The following is a 17,950-nucleotide window of genomic DNA, read 5'->3' as shown; positions in this document are numbered from 1 at the left end:
ATATGACTACTCCCCATTCGGGCGCGGATCCTCGGCGGGGGCGGCGCACCGACGCGCTCGCCGTGCTCAGCTTCGTGCTGCTCGCGTTCTGGGTGACGGCCCGGCTCTGGGCGGACCCGGCGAACGGCGTACGGGACAATCGCACCGATCAGGCGCAGTTCGAATGGATGATGGCGCACGGTGCGCGCGTCGTCACGGATTTTGCCTATCCCTTTACCTCCGACCGAATGAATGTGCCGGACGTCGTCAATTTGATGGCAAATACGTCCGTATTATCCATTTCGTTACCCCTGTCGCCGGTCACGGTGTGGTGCGGACCGCGTTGGTCATTTCTCATTTTCCTCACCCTCGGCCTCGCCGCCACCGGAGCCGCCTGGTATTTCCTGCTCTCCCGGGTGGTCGTCGGCGCCCGGGGCCCGGCCTGGCTGGGTGCCGGCTTCTGCGCGTTCGCGCCGGCCATGGTGTCGCACGCCAACGCCCACCCCAACATCGTCAGCCAGTTCGTGGTGCCGCTGATCATCTGGCGAACGCTCCGACTGGCGCAGCCCGGCCGCTGGCTACGCAACGGGCTGCTACTCGGCCTGGTGATCGTCTGGCAAGCCTTCCTCAACCTGGAGATCCTGCTGATGACCGCCATCGGCCTGGGCGCGGTGGTGCTGGCGCTCGCGCTCGGGCGGCCCGCGCTGCGGTCTGCGGCCCGACCCTTCGCCGCCGGGCTCGGGGTGGCCGCCGTGGTGGCCGGGGCGCTGCTCGCGTACCCGCTCCACGTGCAGTTCGCCGGCCCCGGCGCGTACTCCGGGCTCTCCACCCTGATCCGGGGTTACTCCACCGACCTCGCCGCCTACCTCGCGTGGTCCCGGGAGTCGGTGGCCGGCGACGCCCGGGGCAGCGCCCCGCTTGTCAAGAACGCCACCGAGGAGAACGCCTTCTTCGGCTGGCCGCTCGTGGTGCTCGTCGCCGCGCTCGTCTGGTGGCTGCGCCGGAACGCGGTGGTCCTCGGGCTGGCCGCGGTCGGGGTGGTGTTCGGTCTCTTCTCGCTCGGTCGGGAGATCCACTTCGACGGACGGGACACCGGCGTTCCCGGCCCCTGGGCCGCGTTGGAGAACCTGCCGGTCCTGCACTCGGTGGTGCCCACCCGCTGGTCGCTCGCGCTGACCCCGATCATCGGCGTGCTGCTCGCGCTCGGCGCCGACCGGGCGCGGCGGCTGGCTCGCAGGCATCCGGCCGCGCGGGGGCAGATCCGGTTCGCCACCGGCACCGTGCTCGCCATGGCGCTGCTGCCGATCCTGCCCACCCCGCTGCCCGCCACGCGCCTGGACCCGACGCCGGCGTTCGTCACCTCCGGGGCGTGGCGGCCCTACGTGGCCGGCGGGCGGAGCATCGTCACGCTGCCGCTGCCCGACACCACCTACGCGGTCCCGCTGCGCTGGTCCGCCGAGACCCGCCTGGAGATGCCGCTGGCCCGGGGCTACTTCCTCTATCCGGACACCCGTCCGGGCGCCGACCGGGTCGCGCTCTTCACCGCGCCGCCGCGCCCCACGAGCACGTTCTTCGAGACGGTACGACGCACCGACGCGGTCCCGCCGATCACCCCGGCGGACCGGCTGGCCGCCGTCGACGACCTGCGCTGGTGGCGGACCGGAGCGGTGATCCTCGACCCTCGGCTGCGGCAGGCCGAGTCGCTGCGCCGGGCGATGACCGAACTGACCGGAATCACCCCGACCCGCACCGGTGGGATCTGGCTGTGGGACGTGCGCCCGTTCGTCGACTGACAGACGGTCAGCGGACGCAGCAGCCCTGGCAGACCTTCGGGCGGGGCAGGGTGAAGGCGAGGCAGCAGGTGCGCCGCTGCACGGTCGGCTCGCCCGTCGGGCCGGGCACCAGGTCCACCAGGTCGGCGAGATCCAGCGCGTCGAGCAGCGTGCCGACGGCCGCCGCGCTCGGGCCGGGCAGCACGTCCGCGGCGCGCAGGATGCCGTGTGCGATGCCGGAGGCGACCGAGCCGAGCAGCGTACGGGTGCCGATCCGGACCTCGCCCTGGATGGCGGCGATCAGCGGGGCGAAGTGGGCGTCGAGCAGCGTCGTGCGCAGCGCGCGGAGCAGCGCGGCCTCGTCGGCGACCACCCGGACGCCCGGCGCGCCGGCGAGCGCCAGCGGGTCGCCGGGCAGGACGGCCACCGGGGTGCCGTCGCGCAGGCCCAGGGTGAGCAGTTGGTGGTGGTCCTCGAAGTGCACGAGCACGTTCGCCGGGTCGAGCAGCGGCACCCGCCGCGCCGAGGCCCAGCCGAGCACGGCGGGCAACGCCGTCCAGTAGCTGTAGGACTTCCAGGCGAGCGCGGCGCAGGCGTGCGGGGTGCCGCCCCAGCGCCGGCCGGCGGCGGTCAGGAACGCCGGGAGCAGCGTGCCGTCGATCAGGTGGGTGGCCGGGGCCCAGCGGTCGAGCTCGTCGCGGACCAGCAGGCCGGGCGCGAGCCCGGGCAGAACGTCGGTGCCGAACATGGCGCGCAGGGTGGCGGTCACCGGGGCGAACGGGCTGGCGACGTCGCGCGCCGGCATCACCGCAGTCACCTGGCCGTCCCCTGTCTGGTCGCCCGTCGGCCGGCGCGTGTCGTCGACCGAAGCTAAGGCTAGCCTAACCACAGTACTGGGCGGAGGGAAAGTGGTGCCACGGATCGGTGCAGGGAGGTCCCGGTCACTCCGCCGCCGTCCGTACTACCCGGCGGGGTGGGCGGAAAACGCCGCCGGGAGCACCGCCGGTGCGCGCGCAAGCATCGACGTTCGCCGCTGAAATGTCAAGGTGAGTGTCGAATACGAGGCAGTTTCCGTACACGCTCGACCACGAAACGTGAAAATGGACTTCCCGCGTGCGAGGAAGCTGATGACCTCACCGATCGAGCGTGCCGCCGACTCGTTCGCGACCGAACTCGCCCGGCACCGGACCGGCCGAGGGCTGTCCAAGAAGCAACTGGCGACGCTGATGGGCTTCGACCCGTCCTACGTCAGCCACGTCGAAGGGCGCCGGCACCGGCCCACCGAGGACTTCGCCCGCCGGGCCGAGGCCGTCCTGGAGGCCAGCGGCGCGATCTGGCAGCGCTTCCGGGAGTACGACGAGCTGCGGCACAGCCGCGGCACCGGGGCGCACCGGGACCCACCCGTACCCGGCCAGTGGCTGCCACCCGGCACCGGACTGGTGGTCGAACGCGAGGTCGCCACGCTCACCCACACCGGCGACGGCTACCACTGCGCGATCCGGCGGGAGCTCTACAACGCCGGCACCGAACCGGTCAGCCGCTACCTGGTCCGGGTCGCCGTCGACCGCTACCCCAACGACCCGGGCCGCTCCAACCGGCACCACCGCGAGCACCCGCTCACCTTCGCCGAGCTGCAACTCGCCGCCTACCGGGACGACGGCGGCGGACGCGAGCCGATGCACTGGCGGGCCAAGCACGACCGGGACGCGTTCAAGGAGATCTGGCTGCTCTTCGAGAACGACGAGGGCCGCTTCCCGCTCTACCCGGGCGACCGGGTCACCATCGAGTACGCGTACCGCGTCGGCCGGGACAAGTGGGGTCCCTGGTTCCAGCGCGCCGTACGCCTGCCCACCCGGCACCTCGCGGTCCGGCTCGACCTGCCCGCCGACCTCGACCCGAAGGTGTGGGGCGCGGAGACCTCGCTGTCGGCGGAGGAGGGGCCGCTGCGTACCCCGATCCAACGCACCGCGGACGGCGACCGGGTGAGATACGACTGGGGGACCGACGACCCGCCGCTCAACGCCCGCTACCGGATGCAGTGGCGGTTCCGCACCCCGGAACCGGACGCCGAACCGGACAGCACGCCCGCGGGCGAGACCCGGGTCCGCGCCAGCGACCGGATGCGGGCGGTGGGCATCGTGCAACGCGGCGACGACCTGCTCCGGCAACCCGCCCGCCAGTTCGACCTGCCGGCCGAGGAGGGGTACGCCCGACAGGTGGTCGACCGGCTCGCCGGGATGCTGGCCCGCCTCGACGAGCTGCACCCGTTCAGCAAGGGCGTCGGCCTCGCCGCGCCGCAGCTCGGGCTGGGCTGGGCCGCCGCGCTGGTCCGGCCCGCCGACCGGGCGGCCGAGCCGGTCGTGCTGCTCAACCCCCGGGTGGTGGACACCGCCACCGAGACCGACGAGCAGTACGAGGGCTGCCTCTCCTTCTTCGACCACCGCGGGCTGGTGCCCCGCCCGCTGCGGATCGACGTGGAACACGCCCAGTGGGACGGCAGCCGGGTCATCACGTCCTTCGAGTACGCCATGGCACGGCTGGTCGCGCACGAGATCGACCACCTGGAGGGGCGGCTCTACGTCGACCGGATGGCGCCCGGCGTGCCGCTGGTGCCGGTGGAGGAATACCGCGAGACCGGCACCCCCTGGCGCTACTGACACAGCTCCGGCACGCGGGCCGGTTGCCGGACCGACCCGCGCGCCGGGAAACGGGGGGCCGGGTCGCGTGCCCCAGGGGGCGGGGGCACGCGACCCGGCTTGGGGGGAGAAAGGTCTCAGAGGGTGCCGAAGGTGTCGTACCGGATGTGGTCCGGCGGGACGTCGTCGGCGGCGAGCGCCCGCAGGGTCGCCCGGACCATGGCGGCCGGACCGGAGACGTAACAGTCGTGCGCGGTCCACGGCCCGTACCTGGCGACCACCTCGGCGACGTCACCGTGCTCGCCGGCGAAGTCCGGGTCGTCGCTGCACGACGGCGTCACCGACAACCACGGGTAGGTCGTCACCAACTCCTCCAGGCCGGGCAGCCCGTACAGCTCGTCCGGACGGCGGGCGCCGTAGAAGACGTGCACCCAGCGGGTCCGGTTGACCCGGGTCAACTCCTCCACGAGTGCCTTGACCGGGGCCAGCCCGACCCCACCCGCCACGCACAGGATGTCGCGGGTGGAGCCCGGGTCAAGTGTCATCGAACCCATCGGCGCGGCCAGCCGCAGCAGGTCACCCGGCCTGGTCCGGCGGACCAACGCGCCGGACACCCAACCGGCGCCCCCGGCCGGCGTGCGGACGTGGAACTCCAGCACGTTCTCCTCGTTCGGGGCGTTCGCCACCGAGTACGTCCGCCACGTCTGGGGGAGGTGCCGCGGCACCTCCACGCTCACGTACTGGCCGGCCTGCCAGGGCAGCGGATCCTGGAGCGCCCGCACGGTCAACACCGCCGTGTCCGGGCCGAGCCGTTCGTGGGTCAGCACCTCGGCGTGCCAGAACGGCGGGTTGCCGTCGGCCTCCGCGCCGGCGAGCATCCGTGCGCTGATGCTCGCGTACGCCTCCCGCCACGCCTGGTCGTACTCCAGGCTCCAACGGTCCCCGGCGACCGTCCGCAACCCATCCAGCAGGGCGATGCCGAGCGTCCCGTAGTGCTCGGCCGACACGTGGTACTTCCGGTGGTCGCGGCCCAACGCGCGCAGGTACTCGTCGAACGTCTCCGGATCGTCCACCGTCTGTGCGGCCGTCACGATCGCCTCCAGCAGCCGGTCTCGCTGCCCGCTCATCTGCACCGGGAAGAGCTTGCGCAGCTCCGGGTCGAGCAGGAACAGCCGGGCGTAGAAGTGGCCGGCGAGCCGCTCCCCGTGCTCCTCGACCAGGGCCCAGCTCTCCTTCAGCAGCCGCGCGACGTTCTCCACAGGGGCACGCTCCTTCTCCGGGCGGCAGATCGGCCCGGACAGAATGTCCACGGAGCGTGTCCGCCGGTCGCACAGAATGTGCGACCGGCTCACCTGACCGTCGAAGTGGTTTCATGGTCCGGTGACTGTCGACGAGTTGGCCCGCCCGGTCTCCCGCCGGGTGCTGGGCACCGAGACGCTGCTCGTGCTCGGTCTCTCCCTGGGCCAGTCGGCCGTGTACGCCCTGGTCTCGCTGATCGCGAAGCTCACCGCGTCGGGCGGGCTGTCGAAGCAGACCGCCGCGCTCAACACGTCCGCCTCGGCCCGGCCGTACCTCGACCTCACCTACCAACTGCTCGGGATTGCCTTCGCGCTGCTGCCGGTGCTGCTCGCCGTACACCTGCTGGCCCGTGACCCCGGCGACCCGGCGCGGACCCTCGGCGTCGACCTCGGCCGGCCCGGCTCCGACCTGGTCCGGGGCGCCGGCCTGGCCGCGCTCATCGGCCTGCCCGGGCTGGGGCTGGTCTGGGTGGCGGCCCAGCTCGGCGCCAACGCCACGCTGGTGCCGGCCGCGCTGCCGCACCTGTGGTGGGCGGTGCCGGTGCTGATCCTCGCCGCCGTGCAGAACGCCGTGCTGGAGGAGGTGATCGTGGTCGGCTACCTGGTCACCCGGCTGCGGCAGCTCAACTGGCGGATCGGCGCGGTGCTCGCGACGAGCGCCGTGCTGCGCGGTTCGTACCACCTCTACCAGGGCTTCGGCGCGTTCGTCGGCAACGCCGTGATGGGGGTGGTCTTCGGGCTGTTCTACCTGCGTACCCGCCGGGTGGCCCCGCTGATCGTCGCGCACACGCTGCTCGACGTGGTCGCCTTCGTCGGCTACGCGCTGCTGCCGAAATCCTGGTTCGGCTGGCTCTAGCCCTGGTTCGGCTGGCTCTGACCCGTCGACCGGTATCGGCCGACCGCCCGGCCGGCGACCCGCTCGGCCGCCGCCGTGCCGCCGGTCACGGCCGCCAGCACCGCCGCGCCCGGCAACAGCCGCGCGGCCAGCCGCAACCCGAGCCAACCGCCCGCCTGCGCGGTCACCGGCGTGGCCAGCCGCCAGGCCGCCTCGGCCACCCGGCCCCACGGCCCGTCCGCCGGCTCGCCGACCTCCCGAGCCGCCGCCAGCGCCGCCCGCGCCACACCCTCGTCCGGGTGCACTGACGTCAGCTCCAGCAACTCCGCCGCCCGGTCCGGATCCGTCGGCTCGTGGCCGTAGGCGGCGGCCACGTGCAGCACCAGGTTCGCCTGCGTCCAGAGCACCACCGCCAGCTCCGCCGCCGGCGCGAACACCCCGGCCCCCGCCGCCAGCGCACCACCCGTACCGGCCATCCGGACGAACCGCCGGGTCGCCAGCCGGGCCACCCCGTCGGCGTCCGCCAGCGGATAGGCCCGCCGGACCTGCTCCACCCAGCTCCGGGCCCGCGGCCCGAGCGCGTCCACCGCGGCCAGGGCCAGCAGCTCCGGCGCGAACCCCGGGTGGTCACGCAGGCGCGGCCCCACCGCCCGCCAACCGTCCCCCGGGGTACGCGCATCCGCCGCGCTCGTCAGCGCAACGCTGTCCTGCTCGGGTGTCGTGGGTGCCGGGACCGGCTCGGTGGCGACAGCCGACCCGGTGGACGTCTGCGCGTCCGGCTCGGTGGTGGTGGCTGGTTCAGTGGACGCCTGCGCGTCCGGCTCGGTGGTGACGGCTGGTCCGGTGGACGCCTCCGGGCCCGGCCCGGGGGAGACACCGGCGGCTGCCTCGGGCTCTTGGTCGTCGCCGGCCGCCGGGTCCGGTGCAGACCGGACGGGCGTCTGCTTGGTCGCGCGCTTCGCCGGGCTCGTCTTCGCGGCCGGGGCGCTCCCGGTGGTCCGGCGGGCCCGGGCGGCCCGAGGCGCGGACCCGGCTCCCTCCGACGCGGCGTCGGGCGCACCCGGCTCCACCCCGGTCGGTGCGGCGAAGTCCGGCGAGACGGGAGTCGTCGGGGCCGGCGCGGCCTTCCGGGCAGCCTTCCGCGCGCTCGGAGCGGCCTTCTTCTCGGCGGGAGCGCGGACCACCCGCTTCGGGGCCGCCTCGTCGGCGGCCGGGGCGCGGACCACCCGCTTCGGGGTTACCTCGTCGGCGGACGCGGGTGGCTGGGTCGTTCCTGACGCGTCGGCAGGCGTGCCGGAACCGGACCCGGACGGCTCCGCGGACGGTGCGCCGGGCGGCGTACCCGGATCGGTGGTGGACGTCTCCGCGGCCGGACGCGGGCGCGGAGCCGGCGGTCCGTCGAGGGCCGGCGCGTCATCCGGGGGCGGCGCGGGCGGCTGGAAGAGCACGGTCGGCGCGGCCCGGCGGGCCCGCTTCCGTGACGGAACGTCGCCCGTCGCGTCGGTCGGCGTCGGTTCGGGCGCGGGCGGCGGGCTGAAGGTCGGTCGGGGGGAGCGGCTCCGCCGGGCCTTGGCGGCGGGGGGATCGCTCGGCGGCTGCTCCTGCATATCGATGGAGCGTAGTCGCGGACGTGACCTGGCACACGGTGAAAACACGGCGGCCCGGCGGGGCTCCGATAGTCGCTTTGCTCCCGGCGGGGGCGGACCTGTATCCTCGGGCGCGGTGGCCTTCGGGGCACCAGGGAGACTTCGCCTAGTCTGGTCTATGGCGCCGCACTGCTAATGCGGTTGGGGTCTTAAAGCCCCTCCCGGGTTCGAATCCCGGAGTCTCCGCGCAAAAGCCGGGTGTGTAGACTGGCCGAGCACTGAGCGCCCGTAGCTCAATGGATAGAGCATCTGACTACGGATCAGAAGGTTAGGGGTTCGAGTCCCTTCGGGCGCACAAGATCATGAGGGGTCTGAACTGCCATAACGGCAGTCAGGTCCCTCATTGCATCTGTCCCTCCCCCCGCACCGGTTGACCCTCGACGACGTCCCGATCGACGTCGCGGACACCTTGCCGCTGGACAGCCAGACCCGGGCGTTCGTCGCGGCCGTCCGCGGCGACAACGTCCTGTCGAAGGCCATCGATCTGGCACTTGCGGTGCGGGTGGCCGAGGTGCTCACCACCCTCGGCGCGACCCTGGCGATCGCACACGTCTGATCCGTCACGGTCGCCCGCCGCCGGTGGCCGGCGGGCCCACCACCGTGGCCTCAGGCCCTCGCCGATGCCGCCGCTCCCGCGATTGTCTCATTACGGTAACGGCCATCAACACGTATTGCGCAACCATATTTGCTAGTCACATCCTGGCAACCTCGCTGAAATGCAACTCGTGTTGACGGAGGTTGATCGTGACGGTAAGGCGAGCTGATGTCGCCAAGCTGGCGGGAACGTCCCCCGCTGTCGTCAGCTATGTCCTCAACGGAGGACCCCGCTCGGTCGCCCCGCACACCCGCGCCAAGGTGCTGGCCGCCGTCGAGCAGCTCGGCTACCGGCCCAACGGCATCGCCCGGTCGCTGCGCATGAACCGCACCATGACCCTCGGGCTGGTGGTGCCCGACAACGCCAACCCGTTCTTCGCCCAGCTCGCCCGCGCCATCGAGGAAGAGGCGTTCGCCCGCGGCTACACGCTGCTGATCGGCAACGCCGCCGAGGACGACCACCGTCAGACCACCTACGTGCGTACCTTCCTGGCCCGCCAGGTCGACGGCGTGTTCCTCGTCCCGGCACACGGGCCGGTGGGCTGCCTGCCGGAGCTGGAGCGCTCGCGGGTGCCGTGGGTGTCGCTGGACCGGCAGGTCGCCGGCGCCACGGCGCCCGCGGTGCTTGTCGACAACCGGGGCGGGGCGCGCGCCGCGACCGAGCACCTGCTCGCCCACGGCCGCACCCGGATCGCGTGCATCGCCGGACCCCGCGACGTCATGCCGGCCACCGACCGGGTGGCGGGTTGGCGCGACGCGTTGGCGCAGGCCGGCGTGCGGCCCGCCGAGATGCTTGCCTGGCACGCGCCGTTCGGCCGGCGGGCCGGCTACGAGTCGACCCGGGCGATCCTCGCCGACCCCCGCAACCGTCCGGACGCGATCTTCGCGGCCAGCGACCAGCAGGCGATCGGCGCGCTGCGGGCCATTGCCGAGCTCGGGCTGAGGTGTCCGGACGACGTGGCGCTGGCGTCGTTCGACGGTATCGCGCCGGGAGCGTTCGCCACCCCGGGGCTGACCACCATGGTGCAGCCGTTCGCGCAGTTGGGACGGGCTGCCATGGACCACCTGCTCGGGCAGCTCGGCGGCGCCGAGCAGCAGCCGCAGGTGCTGCCGGTGGAGTTGCTCGCCCGCGGTTCCTGCGGATGCGACGACCCGCCCGGTGGCGGCCACGCGAGCGCGCGGGCCGGCAGGGAAGAAAACGTGGGGAGCCGGCAATGACCAGGGTGGCGGTGGTTGGCAGCGTCAACCTCGACCTGACCGTCGCGGTGTCGCACCTGCCCGACCCGGGTGAGACGGTGCTCGGCTCGGACGTGTCGTTCCGGCCCGGTGGCAAGGGCGGCAACCAGGCCGTGGCCGCGCGGCGAATGGGCGCCGACACGGTCCTGTTCGCCGCGGTGGGCGCCGACCGGTTCGGCACCGACCTGCGGACGGCGTTGCAGGCCGAGGGACTGCCCGCGACGGGCCTCACCACGATCGACGGCGTGGCGACCGGGCTGGCCATGATCGTGGTCGAGGGTACGGGGGAGAACACGATCGTGGTCGCTCCCGGCGCGAACGAACTGCTCGACGGGCAGCCGCTCACCGCGCAACTGCCGCCGCTGCTGGCGCCGGGCACGGTGTTGCTGCTGCAACTGGAGATCCCGATCGCGACCTGTCTGGGTGCCGCCCGCCTCGCCCGGTCCGCCGGAGCGACGGTGCTGCTGAACGCCGCACCGCTGCCCAAGGTGATGGACCCGGTGTTCGCCGAGCTGCTGACCGCGGTCGACGTGCTCGTGGTGAACGAGGGCGAGGCGTGGCACCTGAGCGGCGAGCAGGGCGACCCACCCCGGGACGACGCGGGCTGGCAGCGCCTGGCCGCCGGGCTGACCGACCTCGGACCGCAGGTGTGTGTGGTGACGCTCGGTGGCGACGGCGCGGTGCTTGCCGGTCCGGGCAAGGCGCTCGCGTGCGCCGGGTTCGCGGTGCCGGTGGTGGACACCACGGGCGCGGGCGACGCGTTCTGCGGCGCGCTGGCCGTGTCGCTGGCCCAGGGCCTGGCGCTCGGCGAGGCGCTGCGGCGTAGCTGCGCGGTGGGCGCACTGGCCACGACCCGGATGGGCGCGCAGGCCGCCCTGCCGACCGTCGACGAGGTGGACGGCTTTCTGGCCCGGGACGGAAGGGCGTGAGCATGCGGCGCGACGGCATCTGGCACCCGAGGTTGGCGGGACTGCTGACCGCGATGGGCCACCACGACAGCATCGTGATCGCTGACGCCGGGCTGCCGGTGCCGCGCGGCGTGGAGACGATCGACCTGGTGTGGTCGCGCGGTCAGCCCGCGCTGCTGCCGGTGCTGCGCGCGGTCTGCGCGGAGCTGCCGGTCCAGGAGGCGGTGCTCGCCCACGAGCTGAGCGATGTGGGGTTCCTGGCCGGAGTGCGCGCGGCGGTCGGCGACGTGCCGACCGGCGCGGTGGCTCACGACGAACTCAAGGCGCTGTGCGCCGACGCCCACGCGGTCGTGCGTACCGGTGAGGCGACGCCGTACGCGAACGTGATCCTACGAGCGGGAGTGGCGTTCTGATGGTCGAGACGGACTACGCCGAGCGGGTCTACGCAGGCGTGCTGGGAAAGATCATCGCGGTGTACCTGGGCCGTCCCTACGAGGGCTGGACCCACGAGAAGATCAGCGCCGAGCTGGGTGACATCACGTACTACGTCAACGACCGTTGGGACGTGGCGCTCAAGCACCACCTGCTTGTGGTCGCCGACGACGACATCAGCGGCACGTTCGTGTTCCCGCGGGTGCTGGCACGCCACCCGGAGCCGACAAGCGCCGAGGTCGGGCACACCTGGCTCAACGAGATCGTCGAGAACGTCAGCGTGTTGTGGTGGGGCGGGCTGGGAAACTCCACCGAGCACACCGCCTACCTGCGGATGAAGGCGGGAGTGGTGCCCCCGGAGAGCGGGTCGATCGCCCGCAACGGCACCGTCGTCGCCGAGCAGGTCGGGGCACAGATCTTCGTCGAGGGTTTCGCGATGACCCGACCGGGTGACCCGGTCGCCGCCGCCGACCTCGCCGAGCGCGCCGCGCGGGTCAGCCACGACGGTGAGTCGATCCACGCCGCCCGGGTGGTCGCCGCGCTTGTCGCCGGAGCGTTCACGGAGCCCGACATGGACCGGCTGCTGGACACCGCGGTCGGGCTGATCCCCGCCGACAGCCTCATCGCCCGGGTCATCGCCGACGTGCGGGCCTGGTCGGCGCAGGCGTCCGACTGGCGCGAGGTCCGCGACCGCATCGATGAGGTGTACGGCTACCACCGTTACGGCGGCAACTGTCACGTGGTGCCCAATCACGCCACGGTCATCCACGCCCTCGTGCACAGCGGCGGTGAGTTCGCCGACGCGATGAAGGTGGTGTGCACCTCCGGCTGGGACACCGACTCCAACGCCGGCAACGTCGGGGCGATCTGCGGCGTACGCGGTGGCCTGGCCGGGCTCGCCGACCCCGACTGGCGCGGCCCGCTTGCCGACCGCATGTACCTGCCCACCGTCGACGGCGGCTCCAGCGTCACCGACGCGGCCACCGAGGCGATCAACCTGGCCAACCATGGCCTGCGCTGGGCCGGCCACGAGCCGCTGGCCCCGAAGGACGGCGCGCGGTTCCACTTCGGGATGCCCGGCTCGACGCAGGGCTTCACCGTGCGGTCGGGCGTCGGCACGCTGCGCAACACCGCCGGGCGGCTGGACGTCAGCGGCCCGGCGACGGTCACCACGCCGACGTTCGTCCCGCCCGAGGCCCTGGACATGCCGATCTACGGCATGGTTGCCAGCCCGACGCTGTACCCGGGGCAGACGATCACCGCCACGTTCACCGGTGCGGCCCAGGTCAGCCTGCTGGTCAGCTACTACGGCGCGGACGGCGAGCTGCACAGCGTCGTCCAGGCGCCGCAGCCGGCGGGGACGCTGGCGATGCGGGTGCCGGACCTCGGTGGGCACCCGGTGGCCGCGGTCGGTTTCCGCACCGACGGGCCGGTGGCGCTGGACCGGCTCACCTGGGACGGCGCGCCGACCATGACGCTGACCCGTCCCGCCGACGGCGGCACCATGTGGCGCCGGGCCTGGGTGCAGGCGGCCGACCAGTGGCTGCCACGCTGGCCCGAGCCGTTCCGGGTGGTGCAGAACAGCGGCACCGGCCTGCTCGTGCACGGCGAGGCGGGCTGGCGCGACTACACGGTCACCGCCGACGTCACCCCCCACCTGGCCCGAGCCGCCGGGCTGGCCGCCCGCGTACAGGGCGCCCGCGACTACTACGCCCTCGAACTGGTGGGGCAGGACACCGCGCGGCTGGTGTGCGGCGAGCGGGTGCTGGCCGACACGCCGTGGCCATGGGAGTTCGGCGCCACGTACACCCTCACGCTCACCGTCGCGGGCAGCCGGCTGACCGGCGCCGTCGACGGGGAGATCCTGTTCGACCTGCACGACGAGTACCTGGCCCACGGCGGCATCGCGCTGCTGGTGACCGAGGGCCGAACCGCGACACACGAAGTGCGCATCACGCCTCACACCCCCTTGGAGTCATGATGGATCTCGCGATGAACCGCCGCCGGCTGCTGTCCAGAGCCGGTCTGATCGCCCTCGGCCTCACCGCGCCCGGCCTGCTGGCCGGTTGCGGGAGTGAGGATGAGCCGATCGTGCCCGGCGACAATCCGCAGGGCAAGATCGACCTCTGGATCGACGTGCAGGGCGACGCCAACCAGAAGTACTTCACCGAGAGCGTGGTGGGCGCGTTCGAGAAGGCGCGCCCCAAGATTGACGTGAACGCGACCTTCTACAAGGGCGAGGACCTGCGCCGCCTGATCCAGACCTCGCTGCAGGCCAAGTCCGGCCCCGACGTGGTCCGCGGCCCGTCGGCCACCCAGACCATCGCCTGGAGCCGGGCGCGCATTCTGGCCGACCTCACGCCGTACTCGGAGAAGTTCGGCTGGGAGTCGAAGCTGGCCAAGTGGGCGTTGCAGGCGTTCACGAACGACGGCAAGCTCTACGCCCTGCCCATGCGCGTGGACACCATGCTGCTCTACTACAACAAGTCGCTGTTCGCCCAGCACGGCTGGCAGACCCCGACCACCCGGGCCGAGCTGGAGGCCATCGCCGCCGATGCCCACGGCCGGGGCATCGTGCCCTTCGGCTCCTCGAACGTCGACTGGAAGGCCGCCGGTGAGTGGCTGATGACGGTCTTCTGGAACCACTACTCCGGCCCCGAGGCCCTGCACCAGGCCCTGTCCGGCCAGATCTCGTTCAGCGACCCGGTGTTCGTCGAGGCCGTCGAGCTGGTCAAGTCGTACTTCGACAAGGGCTGGATCGCCGGCGGCGCCGACAAGTACTTCTCCGTCCCGTCCACCGAGATCGGCGCGAACTTCGGCAAGGGCAGCGTCGCCATGGTCCCGCAGGGCAACTGGTTCATGAGCCAGGTCGGCCAGTACTTCGGCGCCAAGGCCAAGAACGACAACGAGTGGGACTGGATGCCGATGCCGGCGCTGCGGCAGGAGGTCAAGTACCCGCTGTTCGAGATCGGCATCGGCGGTTCGCTTGCGATCAACGCCGCCAGCAAGAACAAGGACGCCGCCGCCGAGTACCTCAACTGGTACTACGGCGACAAGGCCGCCGCTCTCAAACGCATGGCCGACGTGCCCTCGACCTACAACATCCCGGTCGACTTCGCCGACAGTGACATCCCGGCCGCCATCGATCCGCGCGCCGGCCGGGTGCTCACCGCGGTGAACCGGGCCGTCAGCACCGGCGACTACGGCTACGTCAGTTGGACCTGGTGGCCGCCGAAGACCGACGTGTTCATCTACGAGGGCCTGGAGCAGGTGCTCACCGGCAAGCTGACCCCGGCGCAGTACTGCCAGCAGTTGGCCGACCAGTTCAAGGCCGAGAAGGCCGAGGGCAACATCCCGGCGTTGCCCGCCCGGGGCCCGGCGAAATGAGCGTCCAGTCGGTGACGGTGGACACCGCGCTGCCCGGGAGACGGCCGAAGTCGCGTGGCAGCAGGCGGGCCTGGCTGTTCCTGAGCCCGCTGCTGATCCTCAACGTGCTCGTCGTGCTCGGCCCGGCCCTGGCCACGGTGTACTACGCGTTCACCGACTGGTCCGGGCTCGGCCCGGCGACGTTCATCGGGTTCGACAACTTCACCCGGGCCTTCGCCGACCCGGCCGTGCACGACGCCCTGTGGCACAACGTCCTCTGGCTCGTGTTATTCGGCTCGATCCCGATGGCCATGGGGCTGCTCGGCGCCTACCTGCTGTCTCAGGTGCCCCGGTTCCAGGTGCTGTTCCGGGCCCTGTACTTCATCCCGTACGTGGTGGCCAGCGTGGTCAACGCCGCGGTGTGGAAGATGCTGCTGTCACCGACAAGCGGCATCGGCCACGCACTCGGCATCGACCACGCCTGGCTCGGCGACCCCGACACGTCGCTGCTCAGCGTCAACTTCGTCGTCAACTGGCACTGGTGGGGCTTCCTGGCCGTGGTGTACCTCGCCGCGATGCAGGGCGTCGACCCGGAGCTGTACGACGCGGCGAAGGTGGACGGCGCCAACCGCTGGCAGCAGTTCAGGTCGGTGACCCTGCCGGGCATCCGCCCCACCGTGGTCTTCCTGACCCTGATGACGGTGATCTGGACGCTCAAGGCGTTCGACTACATCTTCATCATGACCGGCGGCGGCCCCGCCGGGTCCAGTGAGGTGGTCTCCACCCTCATGTACAAGCAGGCGTTCAACGAGTATCAGGCCGGCTACGCCGCCGCGCTCGGCCTGTCCATGACGGTGATCATCGGCATCGTGCTCGCCGGATACCAGTACCTGAAGCGAAAGGGGTGGGAGGAGTGACCGCCTCCATCCAGGAGCGGCCCGCTGCCACAAGCGTGCCGAGGCCCGCCCGGCCCCGCACCCCGCGCCGCGAGCGCCGGGCGCTGCCCGTCTACTACCTGATCCTGATCGCGCTTGCGGTGTTCGCGCTCGGGCCGATCGTGGCGCTGCTGTTCAACGCGTTCAAGAACAACGCCGAGATCGGCGCGAACCCGCTGTCACCGCCGACGTCGCTGAGCCTGTCGAACTTCGCCGAGGCGTGGACCCGCGGCGACTTCGCCACCACCATGCTCAACAGCGCGATCCTCTGCCTGGGCTCGGTGGTCGGCACCTGCTTCGTGGCCGGCATGGCCGCCTACGCGCTCAGCCACCTCAACGTGCGCGGCGGCAACGGCGTGGTGGCGTACCTGTTCCTGACCAGCGCGCTGCCGGTGCAGTTGTTCGTGGTGCCGCTGTTCTTCATGTGGACGAACCTCGGGCTCACCGACACCCGTCCCGGCCTGATCCTCATCTACATCGCCACCGATGCGCCCTTCGCCGCGCTGCTGCTGCGCTCGTTCCTGCTGAAGATCCCGCACGACTTCACCGAGGCCGCCCGCCTCGACGGCGCCTCCGACTGGCAGATCGCCTGGCGGATCGTGCTGCCGCTGGCCTGGCCGGGCCTGCTGACCGTGGCCCTGATCGTCGGGCTGTGGTCGTGGAACGAGTTCTTCTGGGCGATCACCTTTATCCACGATCCCGACCTGCGGCCCATCTCCACCAGCTTCATGGCCTTCCAGGACCAGTACTCCACGGACTGGGGCCTGACCAGTGCCGCCGCCATCTTCATGCTCGGACCGGTGCTACTGCTGTTCCTGCTGCTCCAGCGCAAGTTCGTCGCCGGGCTCACCTCCGGAGGTGTCAAGTGACCAACCGCCCCAACGTCATCCTCATCATCGCCGACCAACTGCGCCGCCAGGCGCTGGGCTGCTACGGCGACCCGAACGTGGCCACCCCGCACATCGACGCCCTCGCCGGGCGGGGAACCCGCTTCGACGCGGCCTCCTCCAGCTATCCGGTGTGCGTGCCGTTCCGGTTCAGCCTGGTCACCGGCGAGCACGCGCACACCCGGTTCATTCCGTCGATCGAGTGGCGCATGTCGCCGGCGGAGCGGACCATCGCCGACGAGTTCAACGAGGCGGGCTACCACACCGCGCTGTTCGGAAAGTGGCACCTGTACGGGAACTTCGGCCACTACCCGGGCCACAACGTGGTGAAGGCGTCGCGCACTCCGGTGCCGCGGCCGTACCAGGGCAGGTTCCAGCGCTTCGCCGGGTTCGACATCTGCAACGATCCCTGGGACACCTACTACTGGAACGAGGACGACCCCACCCCGCACAAGATCGACGGCTTCCAGACCGACGGCCTGTTCGACCTGGCCATCGAGTACGCCGACGAACGCGCCCGCGACGGCCGCCCCCACGCCACGATCCTGTCGGTCGAACCCCCACACCCGATCTTCACCGCGCCCGAGCAGTACCTGCGGCGCTGGCAGGACCGGCCCGTGCAGGTGCGCGAGAACGTCGACCTGGACCGGGAGTACAACAAGCGCGGCCCGCACGGCAAGGATCTGCTCGACGACCTGCGCACCTACTACGCCATGATCGAGAACCTCGACGACAACATCGGCCGTCTGGTCGAGGCGCTGCGCGCCAACGGCCAGCTCGACAACACCGTCATCGCCCTCACCGCCGACCACGGCGAGCTGCTGGGCTGCCACGGCGTGCTGGCCAAGCAGCGCCCGTGGGAGGAGTCGATAGGCATCCCGCTGATCGTGTCCGGCGGGGCGGTGGCCACCCCCCGCGTCGTCGACGATCCGGTCTGCACCGAGGACCTGTTCCCGACGCTGCTCGGCCTGGCCGGGATCACCCCCCGTGACCCGAAGCCCGGTCGCGACCTGACCCCGCTGGTGCGGGGCGCCGCGGAGCACCTGGACCGGGCGGCGGTGCTGCTGGAGTTCGTCGCCGAGATGCGCCCCGGCCTGCCGTTCCACGACGAGACGTGGCGCGGTGTGCGCAGCCGGCGCTACAAGTACACCGTGCTCGGCGACGCCCACGGCGGCCGGCCGTGGCAGTTCTTCGACCTGGAGACCGACCCGTACGAGCTGACCAACCTGGTCGACTCGACCGAGCACGCGGAGCTGATCGCCCACCACCACGGGCTGCTACGCGAACTGCTCGCGAGCACCTATGACCACTACGTGCTGGCGCCCGCATGCGGGCAGCCCGGCTTCAACGAGTGGGATCCCGAGGCCAAGTTCCAGCGCCGCTTCGGCTGACACCACAAGCAGGCAGTACCACCGAGGACAAGGAG

At 71.9% G+C, this 17,950-nt stretch carries 15 protein-coding genes and 2 tRNA genes; 14 read left to right on the top strand and 3 right to left on the bottom strand.

Annotated features, from left to right (window positions below; translation table 11 throughout):
* Window positions 1-2: 2 nt before the first annotated feature.
* Window positions 3-1,772: a hypothetical protein gene (locus O7613_RS24900; protein WP_281585944.1), complete on the top strand. Its 1,770-nt coding sequence runs from the start codon at window positions 3-5 to the stop codon at window positions 1,770-1,772.
* A gap of 7 nt (window positions 1,773-1,779) precedes the next feature.
* On the opposite strand, the gene O7613_RS24895 is transcribed toward O7613_RS24900, so the two are convergent.
* On the bottom strand, window positions 1,780-2,556 hold the full coding sequence (locus tag O7613_RS24895) for an IucA/IucC family C-terminal-domain containing protein (RefSeq protein ID WP_281590620.1): 777 nt from the start codon (window positions 2,554-2,556) through the stop codon (window positions 1,780-1,782).
* A 319-nt stretch (window positions 2,557-2,875) separates the two neighbouring features.
* Here O7613_RS24895 and O7613_RS24890 point away from each other — a divergent pair, with 319 nt between their 5' ends.
* Window positions 2,876-4,408, top strand: a complete 1,533-nt coding sequence (locus tag O7613_RS24890; protein ID WP_281590622.1) for a peptide deformylase — start codon at window positions 2,876-2,878, stop codon at window positions 4,406-4,408.
* A gap of 116 nt (window positions 4,409-4,524) precedes the next feature.
* On the opposite strand, the gene O7613_RS24885 is transcribed toward O7613_RS24890, so the two are convergent.
* Window positions 4,525-5,646: a globin domain-containing protein gene (locus O7613_RS24885; RefSeq protein ID WP_282290278.1), complete on the bottom strand. Its 1,122-nt coding sequence runs from the start codon at window positions 5,644-5,646 to the stop codon at window positions 4,525-4,527.
* A gap of 121 nt (window positions 5,647-5,767) precedes the next feature.
* Between O7613_RS24885 and O7613_RS24880 the strand changes: the two genes are divergently transcribed.
* A complete protein-coding gene (locus O7613_RS24880; protein ID WP_281585946.1) occupies window positions 5,768-6,541 on the top strand; it encodes a CPBP family intramembrane glutamic endopeptidase in 774 nt (257 codons plus the stop codon).
* Here O7613_RS24880 and O7613_RS24875 read toward each other — a convergent pair.
* The gene (locus O7613_RS24875) at window positions 6,538-8,127 is read right to left on the bottom strand and encodes a hypothetical protein (RefSeq protein WP_282290276.1); all 1,590 of its coding nucleotides are present in this window, start codon (window positions 8,125-8,127) and stop codon (window positions 6,538-6,540) included. The two genes, O7613_RS24880 and O7613_RS24875, sit on opposite strands and share 4 nt — an antisense overlap.
* A 134-nt stretch (window positions 8,128-8,261) precedes the next feature.
* Here O7613_RS24875 and O7613_RS24870 point away from each other — a divergent pair.
* The 11 genes from O7613_RS24870 (at window position 8,262) to O7613_RS24820 (ending at window position 17,915) form a co-directional block, all read left to right on the top strand.
* Window positions 8,262-8,352: transfer RNA gene (locus O7613_RS24870), tRNA-Ser, on the top strand.
* 36 nt (window positions 8,353-8,388) lie between these two features.
* Window positions 8,389-8,461 (top strand) — tRNA-Arg (locus O7613_RS24865).
* 48 nt (window positions 8,462-8,509) lie between these two features.
* Window positions 8,510-8,722 carry a hypothetical protein gene (locus O7613_RS24860; protein ID WP_281585948.1) on the top strand — a complete coding sequence of 71 codons (213 nt, stop codon included), beginning with the start codon at window positions 8,510-8,512 and terminating at the stop codon, window positions 8,720-8,722.
* 188 nt (window positions 8,723-8,910) lie between these two features.
* Window positions 8,911-9,978 (top strand): LacI family DNA-binding transcriptional regulator, encoded by a 1,068-nt coding sequence (locus O7613_RS24855; protein WP_281585949.1) that lies wholly within the window; start codon window positions 8,911-8,913, stop codon window positions 9,976-9,978.
* Entirely contained in the window at window positions 9,975-10,925 is a 951-nt protein-coding gene (locus O7613_RS24850; protein WP_282290274.1) for a ribokinase, read from the top strand. Before O7613_RS24855 ends, O7613_RS24850 begins: the two co-directional genes overlap by 4 nt.
* 2 nt (window positions 10,926-10,927) lie before the next feature.
* A complete protein-coding gene (gene rbsD / locus O7613_RS24845; protein WP_281590624.1) occupies window positions 10,928-11,317 on the top strand; it encodes a D-ribose pyranase in 390 nt (129 codons plus the stop codon).
* A complete protein-coding gene (locus tag O7613_RS24840) occupies window positions 11,317-13,317 on the top strand; it encodes an ADP-ribosylglycohydrolase family protein (protein WP_281585951.1) in 2,001 nt (666 codons plus the stop codon). The genes rbsD and O7613_RS24840 overlap by 1 nt, the downstream gene beginning before the upstream one ends.
* An 11-nt stretch (window positions 13,318-13,328) precedes the next feature.
* Window positions 13,329-14,723, top strand: coding sequence for an extracellular solute-binding protein (locus tag O7613_RS24835; RefSeq protein WP_282290273.1), 1,395 nt, complete (start codon window positions 13,329-13,331; stop codon window positions 14,721-14,723).
* Window positions 14,724-14,734: 11 nt separating this feature from the next.
* Window positions 14,735-15,619 (top strand): sugar ABC transporter permease, encoded by an 885-nt coding sequence (locus O7613_RS24830; RefSeq protein WP_281585953.1) that lies wholly within the window; start codon window positions 14,735-14,737, stop codon window positions 15,617-15,619.
* Window positions 15,616-16,506: a carbohydrate ABC transporter permease gene (locus tag O7613_RS24825; protein WP_281585954.1), complete on the top strand. Its 891-nt coding sequence runs from the start codon at window positions 15,616-15,618 to the stop codon at window positions 16,504-16,506. The genes O7613_RS24830 and O7613_RS24825 overlap by 4 nt, the downstream gene beginning before the upstream one ends.
* Window positions 16,503-17,915: a sulfatase gene (locus tag O7613_RS24820; protein ID WP_281585955.1), complete on the top strand. Its 1,413-nt coding sequence runs from the start codon at window positions 16,503-16,505 to the stop codon at window positions 17,913-17,915. Before O7613_RS24825 ends, O7613_RS24820 begins: the two co-directional genes overlap by 4 nt.
* Window positions 17,916-17,950: the final 35 nt, after the last annotated feature.

The organism is Micromonospora sp. WMMD975, from assembly GCF_029581215.1.
In the GTDB taxonomy this organism is placed as follows: Bacteria; Actinomycetota; Actinomycetes; order Mycobacteriales; family Micromonosporaceae; genus Micromonospora.
The sequence above is the reverse complement of the archived record's forward strand: the minus strand, read 5'-3'. Positions and strand labels throughout refer to the sequence as shown.